The organism is Bradyrhizobium sp. WYCCWR 12699 (assembly GCF_032144035.1).
Taxonomy (GTDB): domain Bacteria; phylum Pseudomonadota; class Alphaproteobacteria; order Rhizobiales; family Xanthobacteraceae; genus Bradyrhizobium.
Map to the genome: position 1 here is coordinate 50,624 of NZ_JAVTJN010000001.1, position 21,135 is coordinate 71,758.

Annotated in this window: 23 protein-coding genes; 15 read left to right on the plus strand and 8 right to left on the minus strand. The window is 64.1% G+C overall.

What is annotated here, in order from left to right; genetic code table 11:
• The first annotated feature begins 75 nt into the window (after window positions 1-75).
• Complete coding sequence (locus RPS27_RS00240) at window positions 76-2,019, plus strand: M3 family oligoendopeptidase (RefSeq protein WP_313753836.1); 1,944 nt, start codon at window positions 76-78, stop codon at window positions 2,017-2,019.
• Between the two features lie 22 nt (window positions 2,020-2,041).
• Here RPS27_RS00240 and RPS27_RS00245 read toward each other — a convergent pair whose 3' ends face one another.
• Complete coding sequence (locus RPS27_RS00245; RefSeq protein ID WP_212067395.1) at window positions 2,042-2,824, minus strand: sterol desaturase family protein; 783 nt, start codon at window positions 2,822-2,824, stop codon at window positions 2,042-2,044.
• 86 nt (window positions 2,825-2,910) lie between these two features.
• Here RPS27_RS00245 and RPS27_RS00250 point away from each other — a divergent pair, with 86 nt between their 5' ends.
• The 11 genes from RPS27_RS00250 (at window position 2,911) to RPS27_RS00300 (ending at window position 14,964) form a co-directional block, all read left to right on the plus strand.
• Window positions 2,911-3,609, plus strand: a complete 699-nt coding sequence (locus RPS27_RS00250; protein ID WP_211415979.1) for a TetR/AcrR family transcriptional regulator — start codon at window positions 2,911-2,913, stop codon at window positions 3,607-3,609.
• Between the two features lie 70 nt (window positions 3,610-3,679).
• A complete protein-coding gene (locus tag RPS27_RS00255) occupies window positions 3,680-6,652 on the plus strand; it encodes a cell division protein (RefSeq protein ID WP_212067394.1) in 2,973 nt (990 codons plus the stop codon).
• A gap of 138 nt (window positions 6,653-6,790) precedes the next feature.
• A complete protein-coding gene (locus tag RPS27_RS00260; RefSeq protein ID WP_018317799.1) occupies window positions 6,791-6,943 on the plus strand; it encodes an aa3-type cytochrome c oxidase subunit IV in 153 nt (50 codons plus the stop codon).
• 138 nt (window positions 6,944-7,081) lie between these two features.
• Window positions 7,082-8,209, plus strand: coding sequence for a Re/Si-specific NAD(P)(+) transhydrogenase subunit alpha (locus RPS27_RS00265; RefSeq protein ID WP_212067393.1), 1,128 nt, complete (start codon window positions 7,082-7,084; stop codon window positions 8,207-8,209).
• A gap of 11 nt (window positions 8,210-8,220) precedes the next feature.
• The gene (locus RPS27_RS00270) at window positions 8,221-8,538 is read left to right on the plus strand and encodes a proton-translocating transhydrogenase family protein (RefSeq protein ID WP_024337650.1); all 318 of its coding nucleotides are present in this window, start codon (window positions 8,221-8,223) and stop codon (window positions 8,536-8,538) included.
• A 38-nt stretch (window positions 8,539-8,576) separates the two neighbouring features.
• Window positions 8,577-9,974 carry an NAD(P)(+) transhydrogenase (Re/Si-specific) subunit beta gene (locus tag RPS27_RS00275; protein ID WP_194404315.1) on the plus strand — a complete coding sequence of 466 codons (1,398 nt, stop codon included), beginning with the start codon at window positions 8,577-8,579 and terminating at the stop codon, window positions 9,972-9,974.
• A 217-nt stretch (window positions 9,975-10,191) separates the two neighbouring features.
• Window positions 10,192-10,989: an alpha/beta hydrolase gene (locus tag RPS27_RS00280; RefSeq protein WP_212067431.1), complete on the plus strand. Its 798-nt coding sequence runs from the start codon at window positions 10,192-10,194 to the stop codon at window positions 10,987-10,989.
• A gap of 97 nt (window positions 10,990-11,086) precedes the next feature.
• Window positions 11,087-12,421, plus strand: coding sequence for a sodium:proton antiporter (locus RPS27_RS00285; RefSeq protein ID WP_249131908.1), 1,335 nt, complete (start codon window positions 11,087-11,089; stop codon window positions 12,419-12,421).
• A gap of 50 nt (window positions 12,422-12,471) precedes the next feature.
• Window positions 12,472-13,569, plus strand: a complete 1,098-nt coding sequence (locus RPS27_RS00290; RefSeq protein ID WP_212067392.1) for a calcium:proton antiporter — start codon at window positions 12,472-12,474, stop codon at window positions 13,567-13,569.
• Window positions 13,570-13,621: 52 nt separating this feature from the next.
• A complete protein-coding gene (locus RPS27_RS00295; protein WP_028140292.1) occupies window positions 13,622-13,906 on the plus strand; it encodes a cupin domain-containing protein in 285 nt (94 codons plus the stop codon).
• A gap of 92 nt (window positions 13,907-13,998) precedes the next feature.
• On the plus strand, window positions 13,999-14,964 hold the full coding sequence (locus RPS27_RS00300; RefSeq protein WP_212067391.1) for a hypothetical protein: 966 nt from the start codon (window positions 13,999-14,001) through the stop codon (window positions 14,962-14,964).
• A gap of 27 nt (window positions 14,965-14,991) precedes the next feature.
• Here the strand turns inward: RPS27_RS00300 and RPS27_RS00305 are convergent, their stop codons facing one another.
• Window positions 14,992-15,642 carry a tetratricopeptide repeat protein gene (locus RPS27_RS00305; protein ID WP_212067390.1) on the minus strand — a complete coding sequence of 217 codons (651 nt, stop codon included), beginning with the start codon at window positions 15,640-15,642 and terminating at the stop codon, window positions 14,992-14,994.
• Window positions 15,643-15,856: 214 nt separating this feature from the next.
• The gene (rpsU, locus tag RPS27_RS00310) at window positions 15,857-16,153 is read right to left on the minus strand and encodes a 30S ribosomal protein S21 (RefSeq protein ID WP_014492442.1); all 297 of its coding nucleotides are present in this window, start codon (window positions 16,151-16,153) and stop codon (window positions 15,857-15,859) included.
• 259 nt (window positions 16,154-16,412) lie between these two features.
• Between rpsU and aqpZ the strand changes: the two genes are divergently transcribed.
• Window positions 16,413-17,135 (plus strand): aquaporin Z, encoded by a 723-nt coding sequence (gene aqpZ, locus RPS27_RS00315; protein ID WP_211415984.1) that lies wholly within the window; start codon window positions 16,413-16,415, stop codon window positions 17,133-17,135.
• Between the two features lie 47 nt (window positions 17,136-17,182).
• On the opposite strand, the gene RPS27_RS00320 is transcribed toward aqpZ, so the two are convergent.
• A complete protein-coding gene (locus RPS27_RS00320) occupies window positions 17,183-18,289 on the minus strand; it encodes a 5-(carboxyamino)imidazole ribonucleotide synthase (RefSeq protein WP_212067389.1) in 1,107 nt (368 codons plus the stop codon).
• Window positions 18,286-18,774 (minus strand): 5-(carboxyamino)imidazole ribonucleotide mutase, encoded by a 489-nt coding sequence (purE, locus tag RPS27_RS00325; protein ID WP_212067388.1) that lies wholly within the window; start codon window positions 18,772-18,774, stop codon window positions 18,286-18,288. Before purE ends, RPS27_RS00320 begins: the two co-directional genes overlap by 4 nt.
• A 141-nt stretch (window positions 18,775-18,915) precedes the next feature.
• On the opposite strand from purE, the gene RPS27_RS00330 reads away from it, so the two are divergent.
• The gene (locus RPS27_RS00330) at window positions 18,916-19,641 is read left to right on the plus strand and encodes a GGDEF domain-containing protein (protein WP_212067387.1); all 726 of its coding nucleotides are present in this window, start codon (window positions 18,916-18,918) and stop codon (window positions 19,639-19,641) included.
• Window positions 19,642-19,716: 75 nt separating this feature from the next.
• Here RPS27_RS00330 and RPS27_RS00335 read toward each other — a convergent pair whose 3' ends face one another.
• From RPS27_RS00335 to RPS27_RS00345, 3 genes are all read right to left on the minus strand, one after another.
• Window positions 19,717-19,968 (minus strand): hypothetical protein, encoded by a 252-nt coding sequence (locus RPS27_RS00335; RefSeq protein WP_211415987.1) that lies wholly within the window; start codon window positions 19,966-19,968, stop codon window positions 19,717-19,719.
• Between the two features lie 22 nt (window positions 19,969-19,990).
• Window positions 19,991-20,209, minus strand: coding sequence for a hypothetical protein (locus RPS27_RS00340; RefSeq protein WP_194404305.1), 219 nt, complete (start codon window positions 20,207-20,209; stop codon window positions 19,991-19,993).
• A gap of 113 nt (window positions 20,210-20,322) precedes the next feature.
• Entirely contained in the window at window positions 20,323-20,529 is a 207-nt protein-coding gene (locus RPS27_RS00345) for a YdcH family protein (RefSeq protein WP_008546179.1), read from the minus strand.
• Between the two features lie 330 nt (window positions 20,530-20,859).
• Between RPS27_RS00345 and RPS27_RS00350 the strand changes: the two genes are divergently transcribed.
• A complete protein-coding gene (locus RPS27_RS00350) occupies window positions 20,860-21,039 on the plus strand; it encodes a YdcH family protein (protein ID WP_061880823.1) in 180 nt (59 codons plus the stop codon).
• Window positions 21,040-21,135: the final 96 nt, after the last annotated feature.

A 21,135-nucleotide genomic window follows, 5' to 3' on the forward strand; every position in this document is an offset into this window, starting at 1 on the left:
AAGCCGATTAACGCACTCTTAAACCTTGATGCCCCCGCCCGCCGCCGCGATGGTTGAACACAGGTTTCCCACACAATGAATTCGCGCTCCAAGTCTGCTCTCAACAAGCCTGCCCTCAACAAGTCTGCCCTCAACAAGCCTGCTCTCCGCAAGTCTGCTGCTGCGAAGACATCTGCCGTCAAGAAATCGGCAGCCAAGAAATCTACCGCCAAGGCAAAACCCTCCGCTAAGCCTGCGAGCAAAACCGGCAAGCTTCCCGAGTGGAACCTGGCCGATCTCTATTCCGGGATCGATGCGCCGGAAGTGGCGCGCGATCTCGAAAAGATGGATGCCGACTGCGTCGCGTTCGAGACGGACTACAAGGGCAAGCTCTCGACAGGGACAGCAAACGAAGATGGCGGAAAATGGCTCGCGGAGGCGGTGCGACGCTTTGAGGCGATCGACGATCTCGCCGGCCGCCTCGGCTCCTATGCAGGGCTCGTCCATGCCGGCGACAGCGTGGACCCTGCGATTTCAAAGTTTTACGGCGATGTTTCGGAGCGGCTGACGGCGGCGTCGACGCATCTTCTGTTCTTTGCGCTCGAGCTCAATCGCGTCGATGACGATATTTTGAACCGCGCGATGCAAGCCCCCGAGCTTGCGTACTACCGCCCGTGGATTGAGGACCTGCGCAAGGAGAAGCCGTATCAGCTCGACGACAAGCTCGAGCAATTGTTCCTGGAGAAGGCGCAGACCGGCTATTCCGCCTTCAACCGGCTGTTCGACCAGACCATCTCCGGCCTGCGTTTCAAGGTCGGGTCCAAGGAGCTGGCGATCGAGCCGACGCTCAATCTGCTGCAGGACCGTGATGGCGCAAAGCGCAAGAGCGCGGCTGAGGCACTGGCAAAGACTTTCAAGGCCAATGAGCGCACCTTTGCGCTGATCACCAACACGCTCGCCAAGGACAAAGACATCTCCGACCGCTGGCGCGGTTTTCAGGATGTTGCGGATTCCCGGCACCTCAACAACCGGGTCGAGCGCGAGGTTGTGGATGCGCTGGTGGCCTCGGTGCGCGCGGCCTATCCAAAGCTGTCGCATCGCTATTATGCGCTGAAGGCGAAGTGGTTCGGCAAGAAGCGGCTGGCCTATTGGGACCGCAACGCGCCGTTGCCGTTTGCCGCGACCGACGTCATCGGCTGGCCCGATGCGCGCAACATGGTGCTGACGGCCTATCGCGGCTTCTCGCCCAAAATGGCCGATATCGCCGAGCGCTTCTTCACCGATCGCTGGATCGACGCGCCGGTGCGGCCGGGCAAGGCGCCGGGTGCGTTCTCGCATCCGACCACGCCCTCCGCGCACCCTTACGTGCTCATGAACTACCAGGGCAAGCCGCGCGACGTGATGACGCTCGCCCACGAGCTCGGCCATGGCGTGCATCAGGTGCTGGCGGCCAAGAACGGTGCGCTGATGGCGCCGACGCCGCTCACGCTGGCGGAGACCGCGAGCGTGTTCGGCGAGATGCTGACGTTCAAGCGGCTCCTTGCCCAGACCAAAAATGCAAAACAGCGCCAGGCGCTGCTGGCCGGCAAGGTCGAGGACATGATCAACACCGTGGTGCGGCAGATCGCGTTCTATTCCTTCGAGCGCGCGGTCCACACCGAACGCAAGAACGGCGAGCTCACCGCGACGCGGCTCGGGGAGATCTGGCTGTCGGTGCAGGGCGAGAGCCTCGGGCCTGCGATCGAGATCAAGGCGGGCTATGAGAACTACTGGATGTACATCCCGCACTTCATCCATTCGCCGTTCTACGTCTACGCCTATGCTTTCGGCGATTGCCTCGTGAACTCGCTCTATGCCGTCTACGAAAACGCGGCCGAGGGCTTTGCCGAGCGCTATCTCGACATGCTCGCGGCCGGCGGCACCAAGCATTATTCCGAGCTGCTGCGCCCGTTCGGGCTCGATGCCAAGGATCCCAAATTCTGGGATGGCGGCCTGTCGGTCATCGCCGGGATGATCGACGAGCTGGAGGCGATGGGCTGAGATTGAACGCGGACGCTTTGCTCTAGCCGGTCGCGTTGGGGCTGCGGCCGAGGCTGTTCTGCCCGATCGCGGGCTCGTTCACGTCGACGAAGCCGAGCATCGCACCAAACCGGTCGGTCGCCGGCTTGTCGAAGCCGACCGCGCCCTCGAAGCTTGCCGGATTGCGGAAGGTGCCGAACAGCATGTCCCAGATCGGCAGGTCGCCATAATTGAAGGCGTGCACGTCGCGCTGGTGATGGATGCAATGCGCCTCCGGCCGCTGGATGACGAAGCCGAGCCATTGCGGCGTGCGCACATTCATGTGCTGGAAATAGCCGTAGAAGGCGGCGATATAGCCGGTCGCTGCCGCCGCGACCGGATCGAGCCCGAGCACCAGCGTCGTCACCACGGATGCGATCGCAAAGAATGAGATCGTCTCCAGCGGGTGAAACAGGGCCGCGCCGGACATGTCCATGCGTTGCGGGCTGTGATGGATCTGGTGGAACAGCCGCCACATCAGGGGAAAGGTGTGCGCGCTGCGGTGCCAGCCGTAATTGACGAGTGAGAGCACGACATAGCCGAGTGCCGTTCCGCCGGCGACGCCGAGACCGGTGAGGTCCATCAACCTGTGCCGCTCCAGCCAGGCTTCCGGGATCAGCAGCGGGGTCAGCGTCGCCAGCAGGCCCTGAACAATCAAGAAGCAGAAGCCCCTGAGCCGCCAATAAGGAATCTCCGGGAATTGCCGCGCCGGGATCAGGCGCTCGATGGCCAGCATGACGAGATAGGTCGCCGGCACCAAGAGGCCAAACAGGTCGATTGCGGACATCGCTTCGGCTCCAGGCTTACAGTGTAAGGTGACTTCACAATACCGCCTTGCAGTGTAAGGTTGCAAGCGGTTTCGATTCGGATGTCATGACCAGAAAAGCCAGAGCGGGCCGGAAAGCCTCGACTGTCCCGCGCAAGCGCCGGCCGCCGCGCGAAGGGGGCAGGGGGCTGTCCCGCGAGCTTATTGCGGCCTCCGCGATGGCGCTGGTCGATCGCGAGGGACTTGCCAAGCTCTCGACGCGCCGGCTGGGCGAGGAGCTCGGCTGCGAGGCCATGAGCATCTATCATCACTTCCCGAGCAAGGCGCATTTGATGGATGCGCTCGTCGATCTGATGCTCGCACAGGCGCGCGTGGCGATGGAGCCGCAATGGGACTGGCGCGAGCGCCTGCGCCGGGCTGCCCACGGCTTCCGCGCCATGGCGCTCAAGCACCCTGCCTTCTTCCCGTTCTTCGCGGTGCACCGGCTCAATACACCTGCCGGGGTCGCCTATATCGACGGAATCATCGGCATCCTCCGCGAGGCGGGCTTCTCTGACCGCGACGCCGCAATCTATTTCCGCGAGCTCGGCTATTACCTCACGGGCGCGGCGCTGGATGAGACGGCGGGCTACGCCCGCGGGCCCTCATCGGCGGAGCCGGTCCCGAACGAAACGATCGCCGCGAGCTTCAGGCATCTTGCGGCGGCTGCTCCGTATTTTCAGCCGGCCCATTTTGACGCGACGTTCGAGACGGGTTTGGAGATCCTGCTCGCCGGCATTGAACGCTCGGCCCAGAGACGAGACTAAGCCAGTAGATACTTTGTCGTGTTTTTCAACTATTGATTGTTGATCGTGATTTGCCGCTGGGGAGGCTCGCATGGTCGATCGGGGACAGGTTCCGCGACCTGAAGCAGCGCGGAACGCCGCGGCCTTCGAAGAGGAAACGCCCTGGTGCCAGAAACACCAGCAGATCGTTCGCGACGAGATCAAGGCGATCAACACGCGCCGCGAGACGGCGCGGCAGCTCAATCCCGACCGCGTCGATGCCTGCCAGATGCTCGACGTTGTCGGGCTCGCTTTGTCCGGCGGCGGCATCCGCTCTTCAGCCACCTGTCTCGGCGTGCTTCAGGCATTGAACCATCACGATCTGATCGGGCGAATCGACTATCTCTCCACGGTGTCGGGCGGCGGCTACATCGGCACCTCGCTCAGCACCACCATGACGGTGACCGGGCGTTTCGTGTTTGGCGAACGGCCGGCCGGTGGAATTGCGACCGCCAGCGAGATCAGCGACACGCCGTCGGTCGGCCATATCAGGAATTACTCCAACTATTTGATCCCGGCCGGCGTCCGCGACCTGCTGACCGGGATCGCGATCGTGGTGCGCGGCCTGATCGCCAATATCGGACTGACCCTGCCGGTCGTGCTGCTGCTCGCGGCCGTCACGATCTGGTCGACGCCGCTGCGGAGCTGCCTGACGGTCGCGAACTTCTTCGGCGTCGATCTCGCCGACGGCGCGTTGCCGCAGTGCGAGCTGCATCATTTCGGCTGGGTCGCGGACCGCTTCGGCTTCGCGGCGATCGGCACGATGGTCGCGCTGGGGCTGCTCGTCTGCGGCGGAATTGCCTATCTGGTCGCGCGCGCCGAGCGCGGCATGGGTCCGACGCTGTCCTTCATCTATGCCGCGGCGATCGCGTTCCTGCTCGGCATCGCCTGCGACTTCGCGCGCCTCCTGCAGATCAAGCACTTCGCGCTGACGCTGGCGACCGCGATCATCGGTATAGGCCTGTTCTTCGTCTGGGCGCTCAAGCAATCATTGGCGAGCCCCGAAAAACGTCAAGAGTTTCGTTCGCACTGGCCGACTGCCGGCGCAACCTTCCTGGTGCTGCTTGCCGTAATCGCATTCTTCGAGTTCCAGCCCTTCATGCTGTCGCAGATGTTCGATGTCGTCGACAGCGACGCGATCGGCGGGCCGGTCGGCGGCGTCGCCGTCACCTGGATCAAGGCGTTCGCCGCGATCGCCGCGCCGATCGGCGTGTTCGTCACGGCCTTCAGGCAGCAATTCGCCGAATTTCTCAAGGGCAACAGCGTGTCCTCGCAATGGGGCGCGCTGCTGGTCGCGATCATTGCCAAGGTCGCGCTGTGGATCGCGGGCCTGGCGCTGCCGCTGATCATCTGGGTCGCCTACCTCTATCTATCCTATTGGGGCATCGCCAACGACCCGCTCGAAAAATGCCAGGCGCCTCTGGCCCTCGTCGGGCAGAGGAGCTGCCTTGCCGCCAGCAAATCGACCGCGCCCGCATCGGGCAATCTGGCCGGCAAGATCGCGTTCGACGCGGGCGCGGGCACCTTCACGGCCGAGATCACGCCGCAGCCCGCCGCACCGGCGGCGACGATGGAGTGGCTGACGCCGGTCTCCCACGTGCCGGTCTGGCTCAGATCCGCCGCGAGCAACGTCGCACGACAATTCCATTGGTCGGATGCAGGTTCGGGCTATTCGCACAGCCTGCCTCTGGTCATTCTTTATGCGCTCGTCGGCCTGCTGTTGTTTGCAGTCTCCTGGTCTTTGACGCCCAACGCGAATTCGCTGCACCGTCTCTACCGAGATCGGCTGAGCAAGGCGTTTCTGTTCGACCCTGATCGTTCGGCGGACGGCAATATCGCGCGCGCCGAGGCGAGCCTCGACCAGGGGCGTGATTTCATGCCGCTCGATCGCATGAAGCTGAGCGAGCTCTATGCAGCCGCCAGGGACGGCGCCGACAAGGATGGCCTGGCGGCGGCGTCGAAGCTGGGGGCACCCTATCATCTCATCAACACGGCGCTGAACATCCAGGGCTCCGACTTCGCCAACCGGCGCGGTCGCAACGCGGACTTCTTCGTCTTCTCGCCGCTCTATGTCGGCAGCGAAGCGACACGCTACGCCAAGACGGAGGCGGTCGAGCGCCTGGAGCAAGGCCTCGACCTCGCCACCGCCATGGCGATCTCAGGGGCTGCGGCGTCGTCGAACATGGGCTCGAACTCGATCAAGGCGCTGACGCCGACGCTCGCGCTGCTCAACGTGCGGCTGGGCTACTGGCTGAGCAATCCGCGCTATGTCGAGGCCACGGCCCGGCCGCAGCGGCGCTCCACGCCCTTATTCCTGTGGTCGGAAATCTCCGGCCGTCTCTACGAGAACAGCGACGGCGTCTATCTCACCGACGGCGGCCACATCGAGAATCTCGGCGTCTACGAGCTGCTGCGCCGGCGTTGCAGGGTGATCGTCGCAGTCGACGCGGAAGCAGACGCGCCCATGAATTTCGCCTCGCTGATGAAGCTGCAGCGCTACGCCCGCATCGATCTCGGGGTCCGCATCGATCTGCCCTGGACCCCGATCCGCGACCGCACGCGTGCCATCATGGCGGAGAATGCGGACAAGACCTCCGCGCAAGCGTCCCCTGGGACATCGGAAGAAGCCTCGAAGCCCCACGTTCACGTGGCGATCGGCGTCATCGACTATGGCGGCGATGACAAGGGCTATCTCGTCTATATCAAGTCCTCGCTCTCCAGCGACGAGAACGACTACATCCGCGACTATGCGCGCCGTAACGACACCTTTCCCCACGAGACCACCGGCGACCAGTTCTTCTCGGAGGAGCAGTTCGAGGTCTATCGCGCGCTCGGGTTTCACATGACCCATGGTTTCCTGGCCGGCGACCATGATGTCGCGGTCGGTCCCGGCACCGCTCCGCGCATGGCGCGGTTCACCGCGGCTGGAGAGACGGCCGTCGCCGAGGTGCGCGCGGCGCTCGGGCTCCCGGCGCTCCGGCGACGGCCCGTGAGTGCCGCCGCCACGGAGGTCGAACAGGACTGAGCAGCGCGCGCCCCGATTCCCGGCAATTGGAATTCCAAATCACCTGATTTGCAGGAAAACCGCGCCCGCCTGCCGTTGCCCTGCCCGAAACTTTGCGGTATCCCAGCCTAAGAATTGAACTTTCGACTGGGGACATCCATGGCTGATCATAGCGAAGTGGCGTACAGCACCGCCGACGGCAACGACTACGTTGCCCACGAGCAGACCTACGAGGGCTTCATCAAGCTGGTGAAGTACGGCACGGCCTCGGTCGCGCTCATCGTGATCCTGATGGCGATCTTCCTGACCTGACCGATCGGCAGCTGCACACGCCAGCGGCAGCAGCTGCCCAGAATATTTGCATTCAAGCCGGTGCTAAAACCGGTATCGAACGCCGCGGGAGTAACGCTCAAGTTTGCGCGCGCGCTGTCCCGCGCCGCCGGAGGACCTATGAAGATCGCCGTTGCCAAGGAAATCGATCCGTCGGAGCCGCGTGTCGCCGCTTCGCCTGATACGGTGAAGAAGTTCAAGGCGCTGGGCGCCGAGATCGCCGTCCAGCCGGGTGCCGGACTCAAGTCGGGCCTGCCGGATTCCGAATTTACCGCCGCAGGCGCCACCGTCAGTGCAGACGCCCTGAAAGATGCCGACATCATCATCAAGGTGAAGCGCCCCGAGGCATCGGAGCTGTCGCAGTACAAGCGCGGTGCGCTCGTCATCGCCATCATGGATCCCTACGGCAACGAGGCCGCGCTGAAGACGATCGCCGATGCCGGCGTCTCCGCCTTCGCCATGGAGCTGATGCCGCGCATCACCCGCGCGCAGGTGATGGACGTGCTGTCCTCGCAGGCGAACCTTGCCGGTTACCGCGCCGTGATCGAGGGCGCCGAAGCCTTCGGCCGCGCCTTCCCGATGATGATGACCGCGGCCGGCACCGTGCCCGCCGCCAAGGTGTTCGTGATGGGCGTCGGCGTCGCTGGCCTCCAGGCGATCGCGACCGCACGCCGCTTAGGGGCCGTCGTGACCGCGACCGACGTGCGTCCCGCCACGAAAGAGCAGGTCGAATCGCTCGGCGCCAAGTTCCTCGCCGTCGAGGACGAGGAGTTCAAGAACGCGCAGACCGCCGGCGGCTACGCCAAGGAGATGTCCAAGGAGTATCAGGCCAAGCAGGCCGCGCTCACCGCCGAGCACATCAAGAAGCAGGACATCGTGATCACCACCGCGCTGATTCCGGGCCGGCCCGCGCCGAAGCTCGTCTCCGGCGAGATGGTCAAGTCGATGAAGCCCGGTTCGGTGCTGGTCGATCTCGCCGTCGAGCGCGGCGGCAATGTCGAGGGTGCGAAGCCGGGCGAGGTCGTCGACCTCGATGGCATTAAGATCGTCGGTTACACCAACGTCGCCGGCCGCGTCGCGGCCTCGGCCTCCAGCCTCTACGCGCGCAATTTGTTCTCCTTCATCGAGACCATGGTCGACAAGAAAGAGAAGAAGCTCGCCGTCAACTGGGACGACGAACTGGTCAAGGCCACCGCGCTCACCAAAGACGGCGCCGTCATCCACCCGAACTTCCAGCCGAAGGTTTAAGGAGACCCGCCATGGAGCATGCTGCACAGGTCGTCGACCCCTTCATCTTCCGGCTGTCGATCTTCGTCCTCGCCGTCTTCGTCGGCTATTTCGTGGTGTGGTCGGTGACCCCGGCCCTGCACACGCCGCTGATGAGCGTGACCAACGCGATCTCCTCGGTGATCGTGGTCGGCGCGCTGCTCGCGGTCGGCGTCGGCATGGTTTCGAGCGGCTCGGGATGGGCGCGCGGCTTCGGCTTCGTCGCGCTCATCTTTGCCTGCGTGAACATCTTTGGCGGCTTCCTTGTCACCCAGCGCATGCTGGCGATGTACAAGAAGAAGTCGAAGTAAGCGGCCACCTCGGGCTGAAGGATTAATGGGGACCTGAGATGAGCGCCAATCTCTCTGCATTCTTGTATCTCGTAGCGGGGGTGCTGTTCATCCTGTCGCTGCGCGGACTTTCGAGCCCGGCTTCGTCGCGCCAGGGCAATCTGTTCGGCATGATCGGCATGGCGATCGCGGTCGCCACCACGCTGGCGAGCCATCCGCCGGCCGACGGCGTCGCCTGGGTGCTGGTCATCCTCGCGGTCGCCATCGGCGGCGGCATCGGTGCGGTGATCGCCCGCCGCGTGCCGATGACCTCGATGCCGGAACTGGTCGCCGCCTTCCATTCGCTGGTCGGCATGGCTGCGGTGCTGGTCGCCGCCGGCGCGTTCTACGCGCCCGAGGCCTTCGACATCGGCACGCCCGGCAACATCCATACGCAGAGCCTGGTCGAGATGTCGCTCGGCGTCGCCATCGGCGCGCTGACCTTCACCGGCTCGGTGATCGCGTTCCTGAAGCTGTCCGCGCGGATGAGCGGCGCGCCGATCATCTTGCCCGCCCGCCACATCATCAACATCGCGCTCGCATTGGCGCTGGTGTTCTTCGTCGTCCGCCTCGTCCTCACCGGCGGCGCGTTCGATTTCTGGATGATCACCATCCTGGCGCTGGCGCTCGGCGTGCTCATGATCATCCCGATCGGCGGCGCCGACATGCCGGTCGTGATCTCGATGCTGAACTCCTACTCCGGCTGGGCCGCGGCCGGCATCGGCTTCACGCTGGGCAATTCCGCGCTGATCATCACCGGCGCGCTGGTCGGCTCCTCCGGTGCGATCCTGTCCTACATCATGTGCCACGCGATGAACCGCTCGTTCATCTCGGTCATCCTCGGCGGCTTCGGCGGAGAAACCGCCGCGGCCGGCGGTGGCGGCGGCGAGCAGAAGCCCGCCAAGCTCGGCTCGGCGGACGACGCGGCCTTCATCATGAAGAACGCGCAGAAGGTCATCATCGTGCCCGGCTACGGCATGGCGGTGGCGCAGGCTCAGCACGCGCTGCGCGAAATGGGCGACATCCTGAAGAAGGAAGGCGTCGAGGTGAAGTACGCCATTCACCCGGTCGCGGGCCGCATGCCCGGCCACATGAACGTGCTGCTCGCCGAGGCCAACGTGCCCTATGACGAGGTATTTGAGCTCGAGGACATCAACTCCGAATTCGCGCAGGCCGACATCGCCTTCGTGATCGGTGCCAACGACGTCACCAATCCGGCGGCCGAAGAGGACAAGACCTCGCCGATCTACGGCATGCCCGTGCTGCAGGTCTGGAAGGCCGGCACCGTGATGTTCATCAAGCGCTCGCTGGCGTCAGGTTATGCCGGCATCGACAATCCGCTGTTCTATCGCGACAACACCATGATGCTGCTCGGCGACGCCAAGAAGGTCACCGAGAACATCGTCAAGGCGATGTAGCGCGCGAACGAGACGGACCCTGGCCATCAACAAAGAATGGCACCGGTCCCATCGCATGCCGCCCAAGGCGACGCGCGAGCAGCGCATCAAATGGCACGCCGCCCATAAGGCGGCGTGCGGCTGCCGCGGCGTCCCGGCAAGCCTTCGGCCTGACGTCATGAAATCGCTGCGGAGCCGTCGCAAGCCCTGAGTGGAAACCGGGGCCGGCCGCGCAATGATCACCATCGCCAAATGGACTGTCATCCTGCTCGTGGCCGCCTATCTCGCCGGGCTCGTCCTGCTGTATGTCCGGCAGCGCGAGATGCTGTTTCCCATACCGACGATTGAGCGAACCTCGCCCGCTGCGGCGGATTGTCCCGAGGCGGAGGAGCATGTCCTGACCACCTCGGATGGCGAGAAGGTCATTGTCTGGCACGTGCCGGCGAAACCTGGCCGTCCCGTGATCCTGTATTTTCCGGGTAATGGCGATTTCCTTGCCGGTCGTGTCAGCCGCTTCAAGGCGATGACGGCCGACGGCACCGGCCTCGTCGCGCTGTCCTATCGCGGCTATGCCGGCTCGAGCGGCGCGCCGAGCGAGCAGGGCCTGCTCAGCGATGCGGCCGCAGCCTACGCTTTCACCAGCGCGCGCTATGGGGCGGACCGAATCGTCGCCTGGGGCTTTTCGCTCGGGACGGGCGTGGCGGTCGCGCTTGCCTCCGACCACGCCATCGGCAAATTGATCCTGGAGGCGCCGTACACCTCGACGGTCGATATTGCAGCATTGGCATTCCGCTACGTGCCGGTGCGCCTGCTCATGCGCGACCAGTTTCGTTCCGACGAACGGATCGCGCGCGTCACGGTGCCGCTGCTCGTGATGCATGGCACCAATGATCTTGCCATTTCGATCCTGTTCGGAGACCGTCTGTTCGCGTTCGCGCATGAACCGAAGCAGTTCGTTGGTTTTGCGGGCGGCGGACATGACAATCTCGATAGTTTCGGTGCGGTCGAAACGGCAAGGCGCTTCATTGGATATTAAACGACCTGTCACGCGGCTCCGGGGCGTCTTCCTCCTTGCCGTCTTCATCTTGTTGCCGCAGCAGGCATGGGCGGCCACCGGGCTCGACGGTGCGGCGATGCGCTGGCCCTATGCGCTGCCCTTTGCGGGTCTGTTGCTGTCGATCGCGCTCGGGCCCTTGTTGTTTCCGAAGATCTGGCACCACCATTACGGCAAGATCGCCGCCGCCTGGTCGCTGGCGGCGCTGGCCTCGCTGGTGATTTTTGCCGGAGGCACGGCGACGCTGGCGGCGCTCGTGCACGCTCTGCTCGCTGAATATCTCGGCTTCATCGTGCTGCTGTTCTCGCTCTATGTCGTGGCCGGCGGAATCCTCATTACCGGCGACATCAAGGCCACGCCGGCGATCAATGCCGGCATCCTCGCGCTCGGCACGCTGGGCGCGAGCATCGTCGGCACCACGGGTGCCGCGATGATCCTGATTCGTCCGCTGATCCGGGCCAACCGGCCGCGGCGCCACAACGCTCATGTCATCGTCTTCTTCATCATCCTGGTTGCCAATGTCGGCGGCGCGTTGAGCCCGCTCGGCGATCCCCCGCTGTTCGTCGGTTTCCTGCACGGCGTCGACTTCTTCTGGACCACCCGGACCATCTGGCTGCAGACCGCGGTCGTGGCCGGATTGCTGCTTGCCATTTTCGTCGCCGTCGACGTCTGGCGCTTCCGCAGCGAGCCTTTGCTCGACGACGCCGGCCCCGGCAAGCCCGTCCGCATCCGCGGCCTCGTCAATCTCGTGCTGATAGCCGCCATCGTCGCGAGCCTGCTGGTGTCGGCGATGTGGAAGCCCGGCATTGCCTTCGACGTTCTCGGAACGAAGTTCGAGCTGGAGGATATCGCGCGCAATTTGGCCCTGCTCGTCATTGCGGCGCTATCGGTGTGGCTGACGCCGGACGAGCACAGGCTGGCCAACGGCTTCACGTGGGAGCCGATCCGCGAGGTCGCAAAGCTTTTCGCCGGCATCTTTGTCGCCATCATCCCGGTCATCGCCATGCTCAACGCCGGCCACCACGGCGCCTTCGCGTGGCTGTTGTCAGCCGTGACGGCACCGGACGGCACGCCGCGCGAGGTGGCCTATTTCTGGTTCACGGGCTTGATGTCGGCGTTCCTCGACAATGCGCCGACCTATCTGCTGTTCTTCGAGCTCGCCGGCGGCGATCCGCAGGTGTTGATGCATCAGCTCTCGGGCACGCTCGCTTCCATCTCCATGGGGGCGGTCTACATGGGGGCGCTGACCTATATCGGCAATGCGCCGAACTTCATGGTGAGCAGCATCGCAAGCGAGAACGGCATCGAGATGCCGAGCTTCTTCGGCTATTTCCTGCGGGCCGGCGCCGTGCTGATCCCGCTGTTCCTGCTGCTGACGTTGCTGCCGGTCGCGCCGATCTTGCGCTGGCATTGAATCTGCCGGCCGATTTGCTACAGCTCGGCTGACATGATTGGATCCGGTGGATGAGCGCCCATAATCCGATGCCCCGGTCATCCTGGATCTTCCCGGCGCTGGCCGTGCTGTTGTTCGCAGCCGTCAGTGCGACGAATTACGTGTTCACGCTCTCGCCGAGCGGGCTCGTCTTCGCCATCGTCCTCCTGGTCATCCTGTTCGGCGCGGTGTTCGCCGCGGTTCATCATGCCGAGGTGATCGCCGAACGGGTCGGCGAACCCTATGGCACGCTGGTGCTGACACTCTCGGTGACCATCATCGAGGTGGCGCTGATCACCACGATCATGCTGGGTGACAAGCCTGCGCCGGCACTGGCGCGTGACACCGTGTTCGCCGTGGTCATGATCGTCTGCAACGGCCTCGTCGGGCTCTGCATCTTCATCGGCGGCCTGCGCTATCGCGAGCAGGGCTTTCAGCTCTCCGGCGCCAACGTCTATCTCAGCGTCCTGTTCGCGCTCGCGACCATCACCCTGATCATGCCGAACTACACGACCAGCACGCCGGGGCCGGTCTTTTCGGCGGCTCAGCTCGGTTTCGTCGACGTGGTCACGCTCGCCCTGTACGGCGTGTTCCTCTACACCCAGACCGTCTTGCATAAGGATTACTTCGTCCATGAACGGGCGGACGGGGAGGCCGGCGGGGTGCACCCGTCGGGCAGGATGTTCGTGCTCAGCATCGTGCTGCTGCTGGTTGCGCTGCTGGCGGTCGTGCTGCTGGCCAAGAAGTTTTCGCTGGTGGTCGACGCGGTCGCGGCCAAGATCGGCGCGCCGCCGGCCTTCACCGGGCTTCTGGTCGCGCTCCTGATCCTGATGCCGGAGGGCGTCGCGGCCGTCTCCGCGGCTCGCAAGAACGACCTGCAGAAGAGCATCAACCTGGCGCTTGGCTCGTCGCTGGCCACCATCGGGCTGACGATCCCGGCCGTCGGCATTGCCACCTACGCGCTCGACAAGGAGCTCGAGCTCGGCCTCAGCGCCCAGGGCAGCGTGCTTTTGCTCCTGACCTTCTTCCTGAGCATGCTGACCTTCGGCACGGGCAGGACGAATGTCCTGTTCGGGCTGGTCCATATGGTGGTATTTGCCGTCTACGTTTTCATGGTTTTCGTACCCTGACCCACCGCCTCCGCGACCCCTTCAGGTCCGGGTCGCATCCCTGGAGTTCCCGATGCTTGCCGCCAGATCCGAAGTTCAGGTCGATAACGAGGAGGTTCGGGTCACCGAATGGCGGCTCGGTCCGGGCAGCGCCACCGGGCATCACACGCACGGCATGGATTACGTGATTGTTCCCGTCGTGGCGGGGGAGATGACCATCGTAGCCCCCGGTGGCGAGCGGTCCAAGGCGCAGCTGGCGGCCGGGAAATCCTATTTCCGTAAGGCTGGCGTCCAACATGACGTACTTAACGAAACCTCAACCGAGATCGTGTTCCTTGAGATCGAGCTGAAGCCGTAACTTCGGCCTTAACACTTGCCATCGATCCGTCGCAGTTGATCCCTTACAATGCCCCAAAGTTCCCGCATCAGATCGCGCGGGGAGTGGCCGGAATGCTGAAATACCTCGCTAAAATTTCGATGGATATTTTCCCCTCGGTGCTCGCGACGATCATCGGGGCGTACATCGTTAATCACTACATCAACGCCAAGCCGGCGGCTGATGCCCCCTCGGCCGTGGTAGCTCCCGCCGAGGCCGGCAAGGACGGCAAGCCGGCCGATGTCGCCAATCTCCCGGCCCCCGGCGTCAAGGCGAAAGGCATCCCCGAGAAGCACGTGACGGACAAGCCGGCGGCTGAGAAGGCCGCCGATCAGCCTGCCGTCGAGCACAAGGCCGCGGATGTGACGCCGGGCGATGCCAGCCCGCGCGGCAAGCCGCCCGCGCGCGAGAAGGCTGCCGCCAAGTCTACGCCGACTTCGCCCGCGGCTGCACCCGCTTCCGCTGCCCCAGTGGCGGAGGCGAATTCGGCGCCGGCTGCGACCCCCGACGCAAACGATCTCGTGCGTGCCGCGATCGAACGCCTGCGCAAGACGCCTGAAGGCAAGTCGTCTGAAGCCAAGTCGTCTGAAGCCAAGTCTGCTGAGGCTAAATCTTCCGAAACCAAGCCGTCCGAGATTCGACCGTCCGAGCCCAAGTCAGCCGAGCGGCCAGCCGAGCCTGCCGTGCGGGAGGCCTCCCGCACGCCCGAGGCCCCGCGAATCATCAATATGGAGCCGGCCGCGGTCCGCCCGCTGCCGCCGCCGATTACGGTGTCGACGCCGTCACCCGAGGCCTATGGCAATAATGGTTCCTCGTCGGCCAATCCGCCCTACACGGCCTCGGTTGGCAACGACGATCCGAATCGGATGACGCCGCCGGCCGACATTCCCGTGCCGATGATTGCGCCGCCGCTCGATCTGCGCGCCGATGCCGGTGCCTCCATGCCACGGCCGAAGAAGACCAATGTGGCCGACGAGATGCTGTCAGGCATGAAGTCGATGTTCCACTCCGTTCTGCCGAAGAGCGCCACCCCCGACTAAGGCAGCGCCTGCGCTGCGCCCAAACCGTCAGCCGCCGACGCGGGCAAGGCCGCTGCGCGCGGTGTCGTCGCGTGGGCGGAGGGAGACGGCACGGGTGTAGGATGCGGCCGCCTTGGCCTTGTCGCCCAGCCGTTCATAGGCCTGTCCGCGCGCGGTCCAGACCTGGGCGCTGTGCGGATCCACCTCGGAAGCCTCATCCAGATCGGCTGCGGCTTCCTTGACCTTGCCGAGCGCAAGATAGCTGATGGCGCGCCCAAGCAGCGGCTCGACCTTCTGGGGGTTGAGCCCGCTCGCAGCGGTGAAATCGGCGATCGCGAAGTCGTGCTGATGATTGCCCTGGTAGATCAGGGCACGGCCATAAAGCGCCTGCGCATTGTAGGGATCGAGATCGACCGCGCGATTGAACTCGTCGAGCGCTGCCGCGGTCTCGCCTGACTTCGCCAGGGATTGGGCTTTTGCGGTGCGGGCCTGAGCTTCGGTGACGTTGCCGGCGCTCACCGCGCTCTCAGCGGGCGCGGCCGCCTTGGGTGCCTCCTGCTGCGGCTTGTCCTTCTCCGGCATCAATGATCCCAGATCGAAGGAGCAGCCGCACAGCGCGATCCCCGTCAAAGCCAGCGCGAACGGCCACCAGATCCGGCGTCGCCGCGCCGAGCCGCGTTCGGGGAAAGGGGAGGCCATCTACGGTCGCTCGCGCTGGAGCATGATCCGGAAAAGTGTGAAGCGGTTTTCCGAAGAGTTCATGCTCAAACAATAGACCAAAGCACGATGAAAGACCCATCGCGCTTCGGTGCCGCATCGTGAGTGCCCCGTCCCAGAAAGGCACCGCCCACAAACAATGACGCGGGCCAAGGGCCCGCGTCATCGGAAACTGAATCTTGCAAGATCCGGTGGATCAGCGCGGTCCGCGCGGACCTGCACCCGGGCCGCTACGACCGCCACGATCACCGCCGGGACCGGCGCCGAACACCGGCTTCGGCTTCATCGGCAACAGGCCTTCGCGCTGCAGCTTCTTGCGGGCCAGCTTGCGCGCACGGCGCACGGCTTCGGCCTTTTCGCGGGCCTTCTTCTCGGAGGGCTTTTCGTAGTGACCGCGGAGCTTCATCTCGCGGAAAATACCCTCGCGCTGCATCTTCTTCTTCAGCGCCTTGAGGGCTTGATCGACATTGTTATCGCGAACGAGAACCTGCACGCGGCATCCTCTTTAGTGGATCGGATTTGAATTCTGGTAAGACGAAGGGGATGGCGAAACGCGCAAGCCCTTAACCTTGAGGGCGCGGATGTATCAGACAAAACCGGGGATGTCCACCTGCCAAGCGCGGATTCGGGCCAAGTTCAGCCATTAAATAAGGCAAAATATCTCCGTGCGGCCCTGATTTGGGAGATTTGACGCCAAGGGTGGGGCCGTTTCCGGAGCTTTGTTCCGGAATCTTGAAAGCAGGGGACGACACATGGATATCAAGAAATACGCTGCTGAAGCCATCGGCACCTTCTGGCTCACATTCGCAGGTTGCGGGAGCGCGGTGATAGCCGCCGGCTTTCCGCAGGTCGGAATCGGCCTGGTCGGTGTCTCCCTCGCGTTCGGGCTTAGCGTGGTCACCATGGCCTATGCGATCGGCCATATCTCGGGTTGCCATCTCAACCCCGCGGTCACTGTCGGTCTTGCTGCCGGCGGCCGTTTTCCCGCCGGGCAGATCCTGCCCTATGTGATTGCGCAGGTGGCAGGTGCGATCGTGGCGGCTTGGCTGCTCTATGTCATCGCGAGCGGGGCTCCCGGATTCGACGTCAGCAAGGGCTTCGCATCCAACGGCTATGATGCGCATTCGCCCGGCCAGTACAGCATGATCGTCTGCTTCCTCACCGAGGTGGTGATGACCATGATGTTCCTGTTCATCATCATGGGCGCCACGCATGGCCGCGCGCCCGCCGGCTTCGCACCGCTCGCGATCGGGCTCGCGCTGGTGATGATCCATCTCGTGAGCATCCCCGTCACGAACACGTCGGTGAACCCGGCGCGCAGCACGGGCCCCGCGTTGTTCGTCGGCGGCTGGGCGACAGCGCAGCTTTGGCTGTTCTGGGTCGCACCGCTGATCGGCGGCGCGCTGGGCGGGGTGATCTATCGCTGGCTCAGCGAGGAGCCCACCGGCGTCGTCGCGGGCGTGAAGACGGCGTAACACGAAAGGGGATCGCAGCGATTGCTGCGGTCCCCCACGTGCCCTTGTCACTTGTCTTTCGACGGCCTGACTTCGGTGACGTGGCCCATCTTGCGGCCGGGGCGCGGCGTGCCCTTGCCATAGATGTGCACGGTCGCGCCCGGCACGCCCAGCCACTTCTCGTAATCGTTGATCTCGTCGCCGATCAAATTTGTCATGGTGACGACCTCGCCGTGGCGCACCGGCTTGCCGAGCGGCCAGCCGGCGATGGCGCGGATGTGCTGCTCAAACTGCGAGACCGACGCGCCGTCGAGCGTCCAGTGCCCGGAATTATGCACGCGCGGGGCGATCTCGTTGACCAGCACCTTCGGTCCCGTGCCATTGGCGAGCACGAACATCTCGACGGCGAGCACGCCGACATAGTCGAGCGCGCTGGCGATCTTTCCGGCAATGCCGCGCGCTTCCTCGGCAAGTAAATCCGGGATCCGTGCGGGTGCGCGCGAGATCTTCAGGATGTGGTCGCGATGCTCGTTCTCGGTGACGTCGAAGCACTCGACCTCGCCTGTGATCGAGCGTGCGGCGATCACGGAAATCTCGCGCTCGTACGGCACGAAGGCTTCCAGGATCGCAGATTTGGTGGCGAGGCTGGTCCACACCTTGGCGATGTCGTCGCCCGCGCGGATGATGGCCTGGCCCTTGCCGTCATAACCGAAGCGGCGGGTCTTGAGCACGGCCGGAAGACCGATCCTGACGATGGCCTCGCGCAGCGACGCCACCGAGGTGACGTCGGCGTAGGCGGCCGTACCGATGCCGAGGCGGGTGACAAAATCCTTCTCGGCGAGCCGGTCCTGGGTGGTCTCGAGGATCTTGCGGTTGGGCAGCACCGGCCGGCGCGCATCCAGCACCATCGCCGCAGCCGAGGGCACGTTCTCGAATTCGTAGGTGATGACGTCGACGTCGTTGGCGAACAGTTCGAGCGCTTCAACGTCGGCATATTCGGCACAGGTCGCGTTCAGCACGACGTCGAAAGCGGGCGAGTCCGGATCGGGCGAAAACACCTGGCAGCGCAGGCCGAGCCGCGCCGCCGCCATCGCCAGCATCCGTCCCAATTGTCCGCCGCCGAGGATTCCGATGGTGTCGCCGGGCTTCAGCTTCACCTGCTTTGCGTCGCTCACGCCTTGTCCTCCGGGCGCTCGGCAACCGCCTCGGTTTGCGCCTTGCGCCAGGCGGCGAGGCGATCCGACAGGGCCGGGTCGGACAATGCCAGCACGGCAGCGGCAAGCAGTGCCGCATTGATGGCGCCCGCCTTGCCGATGGCGAGCGTGCCGACCGGGATGCCCGCGGGCATCTGGACGATCGAATGGAGCGAGTCGACGCCCTTGAGCGTCTTCGATTCGACGGGCACGCCGAACACCGGCAGTTCCGTCAGGGCCGCCGCCATGCCGGGCAGATGAGCAGCGCCTCCGGCGCCGGCGATGATGATCTTGTACCCCGCGGCCTTGGCGCCCTTGGCGAAAGCAAACAGCCGGTCGGGGGTGCGGTGGGCCGAAACGATGCGGGGGTCGGCGGCAACGCCGAGCGCAGCAAGCGTGTCGGCGGCATGCCGCATCGTGTCCCAGTCCGACTGGCTTCCCATGATGATGGCGATCGGCGCGGTCATGACGTTAATTGTGCCCGAAAAACAGAAGGATAGGCCAGATTAACGGTTCCGGCCGGCGGCTCGCAAGGCGGTGGCAAGGAGAAGGGAATGCACTATCCTGTCTTGGTGAATCCCCGCAAGCCTTCATTGAGCAGGATGCCCATGAAGAAACCAAAAAGGGCGAGCGCTGCGAAGGCCAAAAAGGGCCGGAAAACCAGCGCCAGCCGTTCCAAGGCCGCCCCGAAGCGGCTGACCAGGCGTCCGGCGCAGCCGCCGCGGCGTGGCGCGTCGGGCGATGATGGAGCCAAGGAAACCACGAGAGCGACGATCCGGGGCTTGCGGACCAAGCTCAAGGAGGCGTTGCGCCGGGTCGCGGAGCTGGAAGCTGCGGCCGATACCGACTTCCTGCTCGAGATCCCCAACCGGCGCGGCTTCGAGCGCGAGCTCGCGCGCGCCATCGCCTACATGAAGCGCTACCGCGCCAGTGGGGCGCTGATTGTGCTCGACGTCGATCGGTTGAAGCCGATCAACGATTCGTTCGGTCACGGCGCCGGCGACGAGGTGCTCAAGGCGATTGCCGCCACGCTGACGCGGCAGGTCCGTGCCTCCGACGTGGTCGGCCGGCTCGGGGGCGACGAGTTCGCGCTGCTGCTCTGGAATCTGAGCGAGACCGATGCCAAGGCGAAGGCCGCCGCCTTCGAACAGGCGATCGACGAATTGTCCTTCGTCTTTCGCGGCCAGCACGTGACCGCGGGTGCCTCCGCCGGCGTCGCGCTGCTGGGAGCGCAATCCGACGCAGGCCGCGCCCTGGAGGAGGCGGATGCCGCCATGTATGTGCGCAAGGCGCACCGGCGGCACGAGCCGCGGATCAGGCTGGTCAGCAGCTAGAACATGATCCGGACCCGAAGGGCCGCGTCAGCGAAAAGCGTGAAGCGGCTTTCCGAAGAGATCAAGCCACGACCCTTACAGCGTGGCGAGATCTTCCGGCACGTTGCCGAATTTGCGCAGCAGCGTGGCGTCGCCGAATTCGCCGGTCATGGGATCGCCGCTGCGGCTGAATGCGACCGCGCCGATGTGGCCTGCGCCGCGCGACAAGGCCTCGGCGCGCCGCAACGCGGAGGTCGAACTCTGGCATTCTTCCGCTGCGCCCGCGACAGGCGAGCCGTCGGCGTCGATCAAAAAGGGCATTGCAACGTAATAGGTCACGTCCGACATGGCGTTGCTCCAATATTGAAGTTCAAGCGGCGCTGCTCTTGCTCCGCGTCTTGCTGCGGGAGGTGTCCGGAATGCAGCCGGCGGAGATCGCCGCCTGCAATTCCTCCAGTTCGGCTTCCAGATATTCGTTGGCCATGATCAGCGCCTTGATGGTGCTGCGCAGATTGCCGTCGCACATGGCGATGGCCTGGTCGCAGGCCTGTTCATAGTGGCTGTTGTCGAGAAGGGCGGCTGTCGACATCTGCGTTTCCTCGGGCGTTCCAGGGGGCGTTGGGTATCCGAATGTTCTTATTTTGTTCTTTTTGAGTCAAGCGGATTCGATGCCCAGCAGGCTCGTCGCGTGCGGTCTGTGGATCAGGCGATGATGTCCGGGGTAATCTGGTCTTCGATGAACGCGATGCGGTCACGCAACAACAGCTTGCGCTTCTTCAACCGCTGCAGCCGCAACAGGTCGGGGGCGGGCGATTGATGCAGTGCATCGATCGCCGCATCGAGATCTCGGTGTTCCTGCTGCAACCGGGTGAGCTCGGCTTCGAGCTCACGCTCGTCTTCATTGGTCATGTCTGCGGTGGCCGAAAACCGATAGGCGTGAGACTAAGGCTGTGGATGCCCTGTGGAAATTATCGTCCTTGCGCGGCGTGATCGCAAGCGATCTGCGATCCCTCTTCGCCGATCTCCCGCAACATATTTCTGAGGAGCGCTGACGGGGCCGCGCAAGCGCATTGATATCATGGATTTTTCCCGCGGGGTTCCTTTACTCACGCTTCGTTACATATGAATTTTCAAAAATGAAGCTGCGACGACGGATACCCATCGACAGAACGAATCGGTGATGTAGACTTCATTGTCCGGATCGAATCCTGAGGTTCAACCCTACCGAGGAGGTTTCGAATGACAATTCAGGCACATCTCGTTGAATTGGAACGGAAGCACAAACTTCTGGAAAACGAATTGCACGAAGCTCTCGTGCACCTTTCAACAGACGACCTGCAAATTGTTGAGTTGAAGCGCCGGAAGTTGATGGTCAAGGACCAGATCGAGCGTCTGAAGCACGGCGACACGCTCCACTAGTAACCCCCGTAACAGCGTAGAGTTGATCGTACCCTTATCCAGCAGGGATGAGAGCTTTGCGCTCATCTCTGCTGAAGGGGTGCGCACCGTGCAAAG